Origin of the sequence: Azospirillum agricola (assembly GCF_020005195.1) — a bacterium.
Taxonomy (GTDB): Bacteria; Pseudomonadota; Alphaproteobacteria; order Azospirillales; family Azospirillaceae; genus Azospirillum; species Azospirillum agricola.
Genome location: NZ_JAIFZR010000001.1, coordinates 607895 through 621462 on the forward strand (window position 1 = coordinate 607895; position 13568 = coordinate 621462).

General features: G+C 72.5%; 10 protein-coding genes. 4 read left to right on the top strand and 6 right to left on the bottom strand.

The annotated features are described in order from the left end of the window. Positions 1-2655, top strand: a complete 2655-nt coding sequence (locus tag JN22_RS02560) for a penicillin-binding transpeptidase domain-containing protein (RefSeq protein WP_085552391.1) — start codon at positions 1-3, stop codon at positions 2653-2655. Beyond that, the gene (locus tag JN22_RS02565; protein WP_085552392.1) at positions 2645-5203 is read left to right on the top strand and encodes a hypothetical protein; all 2559 of its coding nucleotides are present in this window, start codon (positions 2645-2647) and stop codon (positions 5201-5203) included. Before JN22_RS02560 ends, JN22_RS02565 begins: the two co-directional genes overlap by 11 nt. A gap of 69 nt (positions 5204-5272) precedes the next feature. Here the strand turns inward: JN22_RS02565 and JN22_RS35135 are convergent, their stop codons facing one another. From JN22_RS35135 to JN22_RS02595, 6 genes are read right to left on the bottom strand one after another with little or no spacing between them, the layout of a single operon-like run. Beyond that, on the bottom strand, positions 5273-6199 hold the full coding sequence (locus JN22_RS35135) for a M15 family metallopeptidase (protein WP_211099544.1): 927 nt from the start codon (positions 6197-6199) through the stop codon (positions 5273-5275). Beyond that, positions 6196-7323 (bottom strand): caspase family protein, encoded by a 1128-nt coding sequence (locus JN22_RS02575; protein WP_085552394.1) that lies wholly within the window; start codon positions 7321-7323, stop codon positions 6196-6198. The genes JN22_RS35135 and JN22_RS02575 overlap by 4 nt, the downstream gene beginning before the upstream one ends. 19 nt (positions 7324-7342) lie before the next feature. Further along, positions 7343-8176, bottom strand: a complete 834-nt coding sequence (locus tag JN22_RS02580; RefSeq protein ID WP_085552395.1) for a hypothetical protein — start codon at positions 8174-8176, stop codon at positions 7343-7345. Positions 8177-8191: 15 nt separating this feature from the next. Next, complete coding sequence (locus JN22_RS02585) at positions 8192-9571, bottom strand: hypothetical protein (protein WP_085552396.1); 1380 nt, start codon at positions 9569-9571, stop codon at positions 8192-8194. Beyond that, a complete protein-coding gene (locus JN22_RS02590; RefSeq protein ID WP_085552397.1) occupies positions 9555-10109 on the bottom strand; it encodes a hypothetical protein in 555 nt (184 codons plus the stop codon). The genes JN22_RS02585 and JN22_RS02590 overlap by 17 nt, the downstream gene beginning before the upstream one ends. Beyond that, positions 10106-11302, bottom strand: a complete 1197-nt coding sequence (locus JN22_RS02595; protein ID WP_085552398.1) for a hypothetical protein — start codon at positions 11300-11302, stop codon at positions 10106-10108. The genes JN22_RS02590 and JN22_RS02595 overlap by 4 nt, the downstream gene beginning before the upstream one ends. Before the next feature lie 655 nt (positions 11303-11957). Here JN22_RS02595 and JN22_RS02600 point away from each other — a divergent pair. Continuing rightward, positions 11958-12476 (top strand): DUF4384 domain-containing protein, encoded by a 519-nt coding sequence (locus JN22_RS02600; RefSeq protein ID WP_179166016.1) that lies wholly within the window; start codon positions 11958-11960, stop codon positions 12474-12476. 23 nt (positions 12477-12499) lie between these two features. Next, positions 12500-13549 (top strand): DUF4384 domain-containing protein, encoded by a 1050-nt coding sequence (locus JN22_RS02605; RefSeq protein WP_179166017.1) that lies wholly within the window; start codon positions 12500-12502, stop codon positions 13547-13549. Positions 13550-13568 lie beyond the last annotated feature (19 nt).

The window sequence follows — 13568 nt, forward strand, 5'->3', positions numbered from 1 at the left end:
ATGCCGCGTTCCCGCACCCCCTTCCCCGCCGGACCGGGGCGCCGCCCCCGGTCCGGGCGGATCGCTCCCCTGCTCTGGTTCGCCGCCTGGGCGGTGCCGGCCTTCGGGCTGTCCCTCGGCCTCGGGCACCGTCTGGACCAGCTGCGCCAGCCGGCCGCCGAGACGGGCGTGCAGGATCCCGCCGCGATCGAGGACCATGCGCTGTTCGCCGGCCTGCGGGACCAGGGCCTCATCGTCCGCGGGAAGGACGGGCGCCTGACGATCCCCGAGGCCGATTGGGGGCTGCGCCATCTCCAAGCCGTCCTGGAGGCGGGGGCGCCCCCGCCGTTCGGCGGGCGCGAGTGGCGGGAGCGCCGGAAACTGGTGGCGGCGCTCCACGGCACCGACAACGGCCGGCATGTGCGCACGCAGATCGGGCTGTGGAACAGCAGCCGGGCCGTGGTGGCGATCCGCGACAACCGCCGCCGCGGCCATGCGGGGCAGGTTCCGGTCTTTCCGCCCGTCAACACGCCGTGGACGGCCGCCGCCGTGTCGGGGCCGGAGTCGGGCCGCCGGCTGGACCGGCTGGCGCTGACCCCGCCCGCTTCCTTCGACGCCTTCGCCCGGACGATGCCGGTCGGCATGGCGAACTGGCAGGTCTTTCCCGGAGAGGACGGTCGGGCGGTCAAGGTCGCCACCCGCCTGCTGGCGCCGCTTCCGGCCGAGGGGGTGGAGATCCAGATTCTCGGCCGCGTCCGGCCGGGAACGCTGCCTCCCGGCGCGCGGCTCACGCCCCTGTGCGGAGGGGCCGACTGCGCCATGGCGACGGTTTATGTCGCCGGCGGTTCGCCCGGCGACGTCGAGGTGTCGCTGGAGGTCGAGCCGGTCCCCCTGGACCGATCATGGTTCACCCGCGGCATGATCCAGCTTTCACAGGATAAGGACGGCGGGCTTCACTGGCTGCCGCGCACGCGACCGCCCTCGGGAACGGTCCCGGCCCAGGTGACGACGGCCGACGGCGTGGCGCTGACCGCCGGCGAGGACGGCCGGCCAACCGCCGACGCCGCCGCGCTGGGGCTGTTGCCGGTGATCGGGCACGGGCGGTCCGACCGGCGCGGGGTGTCCGGCCTGCTCGATGGGCGGGTCGACCGCTTCTCTCCGGCGACGGTGGCGCTGACCATCGACAGCCGGGTCCAGCGCGCCGCCAACCAGGCTCTGGCGGAGGCGATGGCCGAACCCTTCGGAACCGCCAAGGCGCCGGATCCCTACGCCGGGCAGCGGCGCGCGTCCATCGTCGCGCTCGACCCGCAGACCGGGGCCATCCTGGCCGGTGCCCGCTGGCCGCGCCCTCCCAGCGGGCTGCACCCGTGGGATGCGTCGGCCCTGTCCCACCTCGGCGGCACGCTCGACCCGCTGGCGCCGATCGCCTGGCAGGGAATGGACAGCGACAACGCGCCGGGCTCCACCTTCAAGCTGGTCACCGCCCTCGCCTTGCAGGCGGCGACGGACACCGGCGACGAGGCGGCCATCGGCGGCTTCCTGGCGGGCTGCCCGCCGAACGCCGACGGCGGGTTCTCCTGTCTGGGGCTGCGCACCGGAACGATCGCCTATTCGATCCCGCCGCAAACCCATGCGACCCACAATTTCCGTTCCCCGCAGCGCGGCTTCACCCCGGTCGGGGACAGCCTGCGGGCCGGGGAGATGGAGCGCGCCCCGGTGTGCGTGGAGGGCCGGCGGGAGCAGACGCGGAGCTTTGGCCTGCCGCAGGCCATCCGCGATTCCGTCAACGTCTACTTCGTGCGCGGAGCCGAGCTGCTCGACGCCGACGCCGCGCGCCGCTACGACGCGGCGATGCGGCGGCTGGGGCCGAGGACGCCGCTGCCGGCGCCGCCGGCCTCCCGGCTGGCCGACACGATCCGCGCCGCCGGATTCGAACATCCCGTCGATCTGGCGGGGGCCGCCCGCCCGTTCCTGGGGAACCTCCACCCGGCCGGCGGCGCGCGTTCGGTGCTGGAGGCGGAGGCGGCGCAGATCGACCTTCTCTATCTCCTGGATCGCAGGGCGGACACCCCGTGGCGGAGCTTCGGGGCCGTGGACGTGCTGTCGCAGACCGCCATGGGCCAGCGCGTCCTGGCCAACCCGCTGCACATGGCGAGCCTCGCCGCCGGGCTGGCGGCCGGCGAGCTGCCGGTGCCCCACCTGTTCGCCGCCTGGAACGGACAGGCCCTGGCGCCTCCCGCCCGGAGCGCGCTGCCGGCCGCCGACGTCTCGCTGCTGCGCCGTGGCCTCAAGATGGTGCCGGAGGTCGGCACCGCCGCCGGTCGCCACGCCTTTGGCCGCTGGGCGGGAACCCCGGCCGACGCCGCCCGCTGCCATGTCTACGGCAAGACCGGAACCGGCGAGGTCGACGCGGCACGCTCGCGCACGACCATGTGGTTCGTCGGCTGGGCCGCCGCCGAATTCTTCTCGGGAGATTTCTTTCCCGCGCCCGGCGGGGAGAAACCGGCCTGGAGCCGGCCGGTCGCCTTCGCCTGCCAGGTGACGCACGGCGTGAACGACCGCCGGACCGGCGGGGCGACCTGCGCGCCGATCATCGCCCGCTTCCTGGAGCTTCTGGCCAGGCCGGACGCCGCCCTCTCCCTTTCCCAACCCGTCAAGGTGAGCGATGTGGACTGATCGACCCGGCGCCCGGCGCCCCGGCGCGCGGCTGCCCTTCCCGTGGCTGTCCCTCCTGTGGCTGATGGCGACGGCGGCGCTCCTCGGCGCGATGGTGCCGGCGGTGTCCGCGATCGTCGGCGACGCCGCGTCCGGCTTCCTTGTCCAGCGCATCCGCGTGACGATGGCCGCCGACGACACCGACCCCGTGCATCTCGACTGGAACGAGCTGGGGCACGCCGGCGACGACCGGCCAGCGCTGGCGGTGCGGCGGAGCCCCGGCGGGGGCTGGGCGGTCTCGGCCCTGCCGGACGCTCCGGCCCTGTCGATGCAGGCTCCGCAGCGCCGTCGTCTCGACGCGCGGCCGCTCGTCGCCGGCCAGCGGTTCGACGGGCCGGGAGTCGCCTTCGAGGTGGTCGAGGCATCGGCGGAGCGGGTCGTTCTCGGCCAGCCGGGGCGGCGTCTGACCGTCACCGCCGATGGCCGGGCGGAGGTCGATCCGCCGATGCTGCTGTCGAGCTGCCGTCTGAAGCGGCTGGAGGAGCGCTGGCCGGATTGGCTTCTGGCGCTGGAGTCCGTGAGGCAGCGCTGGCAGCGCGGGGGGGACGAACCGATCGTCGGCCTCGGCGGCGGGGTCGACTGCCCCGGCCGCTGGGCCGTGGCCGGCCTGGCCCCCGATTCCCTGGGCCTTGTCCGGACCAACGACGTCCGGACCAACGGCGTCCGTAACAGCGGCGTCCAAGCCGATGGTGGCTGGGCGCTGGTTCCGCGCCAGGGGGCGGGCGGGCTGCGTGTCGCCATCGCCGGCCGGTCCCCGGAGGCTGCCTTCGCGGCCCAGCCGGCCGTGCTGCCCGAGGCGGATGCGGCGAATCCCGTCCGGCTGCGCTTCGGCCGGCTGACCCTGTCGGTGTGGGCGGAGGGGGACACGCTGATCCTGGTTCCGACCGACGGGCGCGTCCTCGGCGACTGGCCGCCGGTGTCCGGCGACATGCGGGTCGATGTGGAGCCGGACGCCGTCGCGTGGCTTGGCAAGGCGGGGATCGTCTCCGGCGAGGCGGCGCTGCCGGCCGAGCGGATGATCGTCGGGGCGGGGGCCGCCGCCGGCGTGGGGCTGGCCGTGGCGGCGGCGCTGGCCGCCGCCGGCCCCGGCCGGCGCTGGCGGCTGGTGGGGGCGGGGCTGCTGGCGGCCGGCCTCGCGGCGGGCGGAACGGCCCTGCTGACGGTTGCGCTGGCCGGCCGCTCGGCCGCCGGGATGCAGATGGCCCTGGCCGTGGCCGGAGCCCTGTGGGGCTGGGCCGGTCTGTGTCTGGCCGCGCGCGGCTGGCTGGCCGGCATCGGTGGGGCGGTGTGGCTGCTGCTCGGCGCGCTGGCCGGCGCCGGCCTGCTCGCCCTCCTGCAACTGGTGGCGGGCGGAACCGGCGAGGCGCGCGTGGCCCTGGTCTGGAAGCAGACTCTGGGGCTGGGAATCTTCGCCCTGGCGCTGGGACTGGCGGCGATGCCGGGTCCGGCGGCGTGGCGGCGCGGTCTCCTGTGGGCGCTGGCGCTCGACCGGCCGGGACGGATCGCCCTGTGGCTCGGCGTGCTCGCCGGGGTGGCGGGGCTGGCGGTCGCGCATGGCTTGTTCGGGCGCGAGGGCGGGCTTGGCGGCATCCAGCCGGCCGAGGCCTTCAAGACGGCCTGGCCGCTGCTGTTCGCCGTGGCCGCGGGATGGTTCCTGCATCTGGTGCGGCTGGGGGCGCCCGGCACCGTGTGGCCGGCGGCGATGGCCGGCGGCGTCGCGGCGCTGGGGCTGGTCGGCGTGACGGTGGCGATGGGGCTGCTGGCCGTGGACGACCGCTCGCCCCTGCTGCTGCTGGCGATCGTCAGCGCCGTCTGGCTCTATCATCTGGCCGTGCGCAGCGCCGCCGCCCTGCGCTGCGGCATCGGGCGGGCCTCCGCCTGGGGCCGGGCGCCGCTGGCGCTGGTCGTCGCGGGCGTGCTGGCGAGCGCGGCCGCCGCGGGGCTGGCAGCGTCCTGGCCGGACGATGCCTGGGACGGCCTGCTGGCCGAACACGACCGGCTCGCCGCCTGGGCCGATCCGGATCTGTACCCGGTGTCGGGCGGGCAGGTGCGCAAGGCGCAGGAGGCGCTCGCCCGCGCTCCCGGACTGGCCGCCCCGGTCGTCTTCACCGGGCGCAACGGCGAGGAGCAGGCGATTCCCGCCATCGAGAACGACTTCGCCATCACCTTCTGGATCATGCACGCCGGCCGGGCCGGGGCGATGGGGCTGCTGGCGGCGCAGCTGGCTTTTCTGGCGCTGCTGGGGCTGGTGGCGTCCCGCCTGTCCTGGCCCCCCGGCGATCCCGAGCGGCCGCCCGCGCTGGGCGACACGCTCCAGTTCCTGCTGGTCGGGCTGACCGTGCTGTTGGCCTGCCACTGGCTGATCGGCTGGGCCAACCCGCTCGGATTGTTGCCGGTGATGGGACAATCCGCCACCCTGCTGTCGGCCGGCACCAGCCATCTGCTGTTCTTCACCTGGCCTCTGGCCTTCACCGCGCTGCTGGCCGCCGCCGTGGCAAAGGAGGCGTGAGGGTGCGGGGGGTGCCTTTTTCCGGTGCCTTGCGGGGTGGGGCGCCCGGCTCCGGACTCCACGGCGCGGTCAGGGCGGTCCGCCCGCCCCCTGCCGGACCGGCAGCGATGACGGCGCTTCGGGAAGAAAGGAATGGGGGTGGGGAGGTGGAGGCGGCGCGCCCGCTGGTTCGGGCGTCGGATCGGCGCGGCCTTCGGGCCGCGCTCCCTCGCCGATCAGTTCCGGGCGGTATTCGAAATGCAGCGTGTCGAAATGGGACCAGCGGCCGCCCCAGATGAAGCCGTGCCGCTCGAACGCCTCCACGATGGCCGCCGGGATCCGGTTGCGCCAGGCGGGCTTTCCGTCGCGCCCCGGCTTGGACCATTGCCAGTAATCGCCGGAGCGGGTGGCGATGTCGACCGCGGCGCCATAGGCGTGGACGGACAGCCGCTTAGTGCCCGCGATGGTCCGGCAGTTGTAGGCTCCGGCATGCGGTGTCAGATGGGCGTGCAGAGCCGGCGGCAGCGGTTGAAGATCCCGTATCACCGCTTCCAGGGCGCGGTCGACGCCGTTGACGGTGGTCACCTGCATGGGCTTGCCGAAGAACAGGATCGTCCGCAGCCGGCGCTTGACCTCGCCCCGGCGGCAGTCGCCGTACATCTTGAGGAAGAGCGGCTCGTTGCGGATGCGGCCGGGATCGACGTCCGGGCCTGGGTCCGCCGCTGCCGCCCCCGCCGGGTAGGCGAAGGCGAACTGGTCGTCGATGTCCGGCGCGTCCAGCAGATCAGCAAAGCTCTTGTCCGTCCGTCCGTCCGAGACCGCCATGCGGGTGCCGTCCTTCCACAACAGATGGGTTCCGTCGTGGCTCTCAAGATGGTCGGGATAGGCACGGACCAGGGCATCGAGCCCGGCTTTCATGGCGGGCGGGGGAGCGCCGTAACCGCCGGCCGCCGCCGGGAAGGCGGCAAGGGCCGCGACGACGGCGGCGATGGCGGCGATGGCGAAGGGCGCCGTCACGGCCTCGTCTCTTCGACCCGCTGTATCCGGCGCACGTTGGCTTCCTCGATCGGGGAAAGCGGAGGATCCCATCTGGTCGGCTTGTACCAGGAAAACTGTGAGAAATGGCGTTGCAGCTCCGGATCCTTGAAGTAACGGCCGTTGCGCGCGAAGATCTCGTTGCGGGCGACGCGAAGATCCCATTTGCTCAACGGTTTCAGCTCGTCGTCCCCAAGATGGCGGACGCTGGAATCCGGAAAGAGGAAAGCGCTCCTGTCCACCGTCGCTGCTGTCCGGCCGGTGCTTGGGCCGGAGGAAGCCTTGGCAGCGCGGTCGGTCACGGGCGGTGGAGGTGGAGGTGGAGGGGGAAGGGGCGATTGGCCGGCGCCGGCCAGATAGACCTCCCGGCCGCCGAGGTTGACCACGATCTCCGGAGTCTGCTCGTCCTTCGTCAAGGCCGCGACGCGATCGCGGACCCGGCGCATCATCAGACCGATCTCCAGGCCCGGCGTCGGCAACTGCTCCTTCAGCGCCAGGGCGAAGGGGCCGTTCGACCCGATGCCGTCCTTGGCGACGCTGCCGGGCTGCGCGGCGAACATCACCAGGGATTGCAGCGGCGCCCTCTCCAGCCGCGCCAGCCCGCGGTCGCCGGAGCGCCCGCCCTCCTTGGACGGCAGGGGAGTGTTGCGGCAGGCGTCCAGCAGGACGACGGCGGTCGCGGCGCCCTTGAGCTCGGCGAGAACCTGATCGACCGACACCGCCCAATCGCGCAGTTGCTCGCGATACCGGATGCGCTGGTCGTCGGACGGTATCAGGTAGTTGAGGTTTCCGTGCCGGGCCCCGTGGCCGGCGAAATACGCCACCGCCAGCGCGCCCTGGCTGGCCTGGCCAAGATCATCCAGCAGGTCGAGCAGCCGGGCACGGTCGGGATCGATCTGCGCCTTGCCGCCGATCAGCCGAAATCCCAGCCCGCGCAAGGTCTCCGCCACGGTGCGGGCGTCGTTGGCCGGGTTGGACAGGGGGGCGAGACTGGCGTAGCGGTCGATGCCAACCACCAGCGCCACGCGGTCCTCCGCCATCGCCGGAGCCACCGCAACCGAAACCGCCATCAGCATCGCCATCACGGCGATCGCCAGTCTCCCCATGCCGCCCTTCCCCACCCGCTCAAGGTTCGATGACCAGCTCGACCCCGCAAGGCACCGGCGGCCGGCGCAGGCTGCCGCCGCCCCAACGCCGGACGTCGTCGTCGAAGTCCTTTGCCATGTCGCCCTCGGCGGTCCGGGTCCGCCGGTGCTCGTCCAGGCGCTGCCATGGCCCCGGCCGGCCGGTCTTCCCGTCGCCGGGAACCAGGCGCCACACGCTGGCCTGGTCGACCCGGACCTGACCGCCGGACAGCAGCAGGCTGACCGGAACCGTCGCGTTGTCGGCGTCCGGGGGCAGCGACGGGTCGAGCACTTCCGTCAGCGTGTCGCACGCGGCCTGGGGGCGGACCGGCAGCAGGCGCAGTTCCAGCGGCTCGCCGTCGCCGGGGGCCGTCTTCGCGGCAGCCGGCTTGATCGGCCAGGGGGCGGCGGGGAAAGGCTGGCCACGGCTGCGCGCCCGCTCCGCCAGCAGGGCCTGGACCGCAAGGGCGCGGCGCTGGCTCAGCCCTTCCAGCCCTTCGGTTCCGCTCCACACCCATTGCACCGGCAGCCGGGACACGCGGTCGACCAGACGCAGGACGTGATCCAGCGCCAGGAAGTTGCTCTGCTCGACCGCCGACGGGGAATAGGCGCCATACCCGAGCGGCAGGCGTTCGGACCCCGGCTGGAAGCGGAACAGGATCCGCGTCGGCGCCGGGATGTCCACCGTCGGCTCCACGGTCTTCGCCAGCGCCGGGGACCACCCGTTCCCCGTGTTCGGCAGAACCAGAAGCGCGGCGGCTCCCCACAGGACCAGGGCCCCCGTCATCGCGATGGCGCGGCCGGCCGTCGTGCCGGAAACATGTTCATCCCTCATCGTCATCCCCCAGGCTCAGCCGTCGGCGCAGGCCGGATCGCCGGCCTTCAGCACCTGTATCGGGATGCCGAGATAACCCGGAGCCTGGGACCGCAGATGGTTGGCGGCGGCGTTCAGGCGCTCGGTCGGGGCCAGCCCTTCCATCGCGGCGCGCAGATCCCGGCTGACCGCCGTGCCGTCGAACGGCCGGGTGCGGCGGGCCAGCACGACGACCAGCCCCGGCTCGGCCGGCTCGGCCACCGGAATGGCGTAGTTGAGGCCGCCGTCGGCGACGGCCTCCACCATCTCCGACGTGAACAGCTTGACGCCGCTGCCGGCCGAAACCAAGACCAGCGCGTGGTGCAGCCCGTCCAGCGTCCCGCCCGCCGATTCGACCCTGAGGATCAGGCGCTCGCCGGCCCGCACCGCGTCCCGCCCGACGGCGCCGATCCGGCAGCCGGGCAGCGGGATGTAGCCGCTGCGGTCGTCCGTCGCCTTGGCGCGCAACGGTGTCGCCAGCCCGGTGGCCGGGTCCGCCGTCGCGGCCAGCGGCAGGGGGCGGTCGGCGTAGGCGTCCGCCACCAGCTTGCCGGCCGTTCCAAGGGCGGCCGTCAGGGCAACCGCCGCCGCCGCCCTGGTCCAGCGCGGAAGCGGGTCGGCCGGAATCGTCTCCGCCCCCAGTTCGGCGACCGCCGCCCGCAGCCCGGCCACCGGCAGGATGCGCAGGCCGTGCCCGGCGATGGCGTCCAGAACCTCCCTGTGCGCCTCGCGCACCGGGCGGCCGTCCGATGTGGTCACGGGGGTGAACAGACGCCCCGGCCCGGCGATCGATTTGTCCTCCAGCCGCTTCAGAATGAGAGCGAACTTGGTCTCCAGGCAGCCGACGGGAAGAATCGGCGCGTCACGGGCCGTCATGTCCGGTTCGCCCAGGGCTCCGGTGGCGATCAGCGTGCCGGTTCCACCGCTGCGTGTCAGCCCGAGGACAAGGGCGAGCGCGATGCCGAGGTCGGCGCTGTGGCAGGTCCGGTCCGTCAGGGGCGATCCCTTGCCGGGCTTGAAGTTCGCCACCGACACGCTCGGCCAGACCAGGGGAGGCTGCCGCCAGCCGGAGGCCCGGCGCATCCCCAGGGCGCGCACGGCGGCGGTCGCGACGATTCCGGCGGTGTAGGCGCGGAAGTCCTGCAACGGCTCGATGTGCGTCTGCAATTCACGATTGCCCCGGGTCGGCGCCACCGGATGATGGCCGGCGACCAGCCGGAGCAGCGCCAGATCGGGCGGGGGCGTCGAACCGTCCGGCGGGACGATCGGGACATGCACGGTGGCGACGCCCTCCGCCGCCGTGACGGCCGCCGCGTCTCCCGGCCCACTGTTTCCCGGCCCGCTGTTTCCCGTGCTGGCGTCACCGGGGCCGGTCATCGCGGCCGCTCCCGGACCCGAAATCGAAATGCAGACCCGGAACCGTCACGTCGAGCGGCGCCGCCAGAGCCGACCGGAATTCTGGCAGGTCCGGCAGATCGCAGTGCGCGTGGCCGTCGGGATCGAACTTCAGGCTGAGGTTGATCAGGAGATCCTTGCTGGACACCGTTGCCCACCGCTCCGCCAGGCTGTCGATGGCGGTGAACCCCTTCGCCTGGAAATGCAGCCGCAGCGCCTCCGGCTCCAGCGATTCGACCCAGAAGCCGAGCGACTGGGACTCGTCGAGCAGTTCGTCGTCCTGGGACGGCAGCGGCGGCCCGCCCGTCGCCGCCGCCGCCAGGGGCAGGAAGGCAAAGCTCTCCTGCGGACCGGCCGGCTGGCGCGCCCTGGCCGCCTCCGTCTCCGACACCTCGTGACGGGCGATCGCCAGATCGACCAGACGCTCGACGGTGCGCGCGAAGCCCAGCCAGGCCTGCTCCCCGGCGGAGCGGCGCCCGGTGGAACCGGGCGGGTTCCCTTCGTCTTTTCCGTCCGTCATGCGTCATCTCCATTGTCCGTGCAGCGGGCCGCAGCCTTGTGCACGTGCGCCACCAGATCCTTCATGTACTCCATGATCGTCAGATCCCGTTCCTTCAGACGCGTCTTCACGTCCTTGTCCTTCGCCAGATCGCCCAGGGAGGCCCCGGACATCAGGCCGCGCAGGAGTCTGGCGTCGAGGGGATCGAGGATCCCGTCCTTCTCCAGCCGCGCGAGCCGCTCGTCGAACAGTTCGGGGGTCATGTCCTCCTCCGTGTCCGCTTCCCTAATCGGGATGGCGTCTGTATCGACGGCGGAGGTGGTGCCGACCCTCCATCCCTGACGGACGGCGTGCTTCCACAGCGGGCTGCGGACGACCTCCTGCGGCGAGGCGAAGCGGGGCACCTTGACCTTCTCCCACGCGGCCTCGAGGATCTTCGTGTCGTTCGTATGGCCCCCGGTCTTTTCGGCGATCTCCTCGGCGGTGCGGCGGAACTTGTTCAACGCCTTGATCTGGTTCGCGGATGTGGTGTCGAACCAATGATGGGGCGGGACCAGGCCGGCGTCCTTCAATTCCTTCCAGTGCCGTCCCTTGGACTCCAGCGCGTCCGTCAGGACGTCGATGAGCCGGATCGCGTCGGCCGGGGTCGCGGGGGCGGCGAGCGGTCCCGGAGGCACGCTCAAGGCATCCCACGGGCTGATGAGCTTCGGAAGGGGCAACGCGAAAGCGCCGACCGTCAGCCCCGGTCCCGGACCATGCTCGGCCAGGAGCGGCCGCAGCCGCAGGATCAGCATCCGCAGAACGGGATTCAGCGATACGACCGTGGCGTTCGCCGGCGGCTGGTCGGTGAGGGCCGGGGCCACGGGAGAGGCAAGCCCCGGAGCCAGCCGGACGATCTCCGCCAGGAGCCTGTGCGCGGCGGAGACTTGATCGCCCCCCGTGAGCGTCACCGGCGCGTGGATCACGCTTTCCAGGAACGCCCGCGCCGCCTGCTCGGGCGGCATGGTCCCGGCGAACAGCGGATGGCCGACGAGTTCGTCGAGCAACGGAGGCTGTCCCAGGAGAAGGAGAAGCCGCTCCTCCATCGACCACGGCGTCACCGGGTATCCCCAGCGCCCGCCGGCCGCCTCCGTGAGCCAGGCGACGAAGCGCACGGCGAGAGCATAGGCCGGCGACTTGGCGGGAGCCTTCGACGCGAAGGCCGGCCGCTTCAAGGATGGTTTGAGCATGGACAACCGTCAGTGCGTTCCCCGGCCCCGGCATGACCGCCTCGGGGCTTCCATCGGAATAATGACCAATCCGCCCGAAAAGAGAAACCGGGAAGGATTCCCACACCGGGCAAACCCACACACCGGCAGAGCCATTTGCGAGGGGTAGCCGGTGGGGATCCTCCTTCTGCGGATCGATCCGGCGCCCGCGATCAATCGCCGCAGGCAGCGGCAAGCCGCCGACGGCGAGGCCAAACCTGTTTCCGCCCCCCGATTCGGTCGCATCCCCCGCAAGGGAGCCGGTCCGCCGGCAGCAGGGGGCCTCTGCCGACCCGTGCGGCCATGCGCCGCAAGGCCATGAACGGAGGGTGGCGTCGGCGGCCGGCCTTTCCGATGCCCTCCCGCCTTCGGCGCGCGGCACGGCCGTGGGAGGCGGCAAAGGCCGGCGATCATCCCGATAGGAAAAACGCATGTCCGATCAGACACCAAGCCGCAAACGGTCGGCGGGAACCGGCGGCGGGGCTTCTGTTTTGGATTTGATGCATGATTGAAGACAATTTACCTTCCTTGAAGCGGCGACGGAGTCTTAGAAATGGCGAATCAATCAACATATTTGCGCGCGGCCAGAGTGGCGGGCGCGGCCCTGTCATGCGCGCTGGCCTTGTCCGCCTGCGCAACCACGCCGCCCGATCCGCCGACGACCACGGCAAGCGCCGGCGATCTGCGGGCGACGGTCAATCCGGCACAGCCCTTCGCCGTCCGTATCGCCCCCATGGGCAAACAGCCGATGGTCGAGGGCGAGAGCGTGTCCTTCCGTCTCGAAAGCCAACGGTCCGGCTACGCCCAGCTCTATCTTCTCCAGGCTTCGGGGGCGGTGCTGGTCCTGGCCGAGAATCTGGCGGTCCGGTCCCGCGCCGAACGCGTCTTTCCGGGCCCGGTCGACGGCTTCGACCTGCGCGTCCACCCGCCGGCCGGCGTCGACAACGCCCTGCTCGTCGTCACCGCGCAACCGTTCCCGGCCATTCTCGGCCCGGCCGCCGCTGCCGCCAAGCCCGGTCCGGTTCTGGCGCCCCTGCCGCGCGACGCGTTCGTCGATCGTCTCGGATCGGCCCTGGCCCAGCTCCATCCCGATGCATGGAACAGCGCGATGACCTCGACCGAGGTCCTGGTGCGCAAATGATCTGGAATCGAAGGAATCGGAACATGCCCCGTTCGCTCCGCAAGCTTCCGTTCGGGCTGCCAGCCGCGGCCATAGCTGCCATGGCGCTGACAACGCCCGCTTTGGCCGACATCCTGGCTCCGGTCGAGCCGCCGGCCCCGGCGCAGATCCAGCAGCCCGCCGCCGGCCAGCCGGTGGCCGGCCCCGCCGAGCCGACGGCCGTCACCGTCCAGCCCGGACCGGAAGGCGAGGCGGCCCAGGCCGAGGCACCCGCCGATCTGGGCGAATTCATCGCCGGCCTGCTGCGGGAGACGGTCGGCTCCAACGCCGCCGTCGCCCTGGTCGATCTGCCGCCGCCGACCGCTCCCCTGCCCGCCGGGGCGGCGAAGAACGTCGCGCTCGACCCGGTCAAGCCGATGACCACGGTGACGGCGGCAATCGGCAAGCGTCTGGTCAAGCCGATGCTCGGCGATGCCTATGCCCCGGTCGAGATCGCGGTCGCCCGCGACGGCAAGACGGTGGCCAAGGAAAGCTTCGAAGTGGTGCCGGCCAGCCGGGACAGCGCCCGTCCGAAGATCGCCGCCTTCCTGGCCAAGCACACGGCGCCACCCGCCCAGCCGTCCACGGGAACCGCGGCCCAGGACGGGCCGCAGCTCAAGCTGTGGCTTCAGACCGAGGACGGCGGCCCGATCCGCATCGGCTCCAAGGTCGCCATCCACTGGCAGGCCACCAAGGACGGCTACGTCAGCGTCTATCATTTCGGTTCGAGCGGGGCGGTGGAGCGGGTGTTCCCCGTCGCGGCGGCGCCGGACAACTTCGTCCAGACCGGCCGCACCTACCGCTTTCCAGCGACGGGCCACCTGACCTTCAAGGGCCCGGCCGGGCAGGAGAGCTTCCGCGCGATCATCACCTCCTACCCGTCGAACACCCCGCGCGCGCAGCCCGGCGGCCTCCAGTTCAAGGGCGATCCGCTGCGGATCATCCCGACCCATTCACCGATGCTGTTCGCCAACGACGACCTGACCCGCTTCTACGCGCTGCCGCCCAGCCAGTATGGCGAGGTCCACGTCACCTACACGTTGCAGGGCCTCTGAGCCGCCCCACCCCTTGTCC

Excerpts from the sequence above, each read along its gene's own strand:
- JN22_RS02585 (WP_085552396.1), bottom strand. The coding sequence starts at position 9,571 with ATGACCGGCCCCGGTGACGCCAGCACGGGAAACAGCGGGCCGGGAAAC.
- JN22_RS02605 (WP_179166017.1), top strand. The coding sequence starts at position 12,500 with ATGCCCCGTTCGCTCCGCAAGCTTCCGTTCGGGCTGCCAGCCGCGGCC.
- JN22_RS02565 (WP_085552392.1), top strand. The coding sequence starts at position 2,645 with ATGTGGACTGATCGACCCGGCGCCCGGCGCCCCGGCGCGCGGCTGCCC.
- JN22_RS02560 (WP_085552391.1), top strand. The coding sequence starts at position 1 with ATGCCGCGTTCCCGCACCCCCTTCCCCGCCGGACCGGGGCGCCGCCCC.
- JN22_RS02580 (WP_085552395.1), bottom strand. The coding sequence starts at position 8,176 with ATGAGGGATGAACATGTTTCCGGCACGACGGCCGGCCGCGCCATCGCG.
- JN22_RS02590 (WP_085552397.1), bottom strand. The coding sequence starts at position 10,109 with ATGACGGACGGAAAAGACGAAGGGAACCCGCCCGGTTCCACCGGGCGC.
- JN22_RS02575 (WP_085552394.1), bottom strand. The coding sequence starts at position 7,323 with ATGGGGAGACTGGCGATCGCCGTGATGGCGATGCTGATGGCGGTTTCG.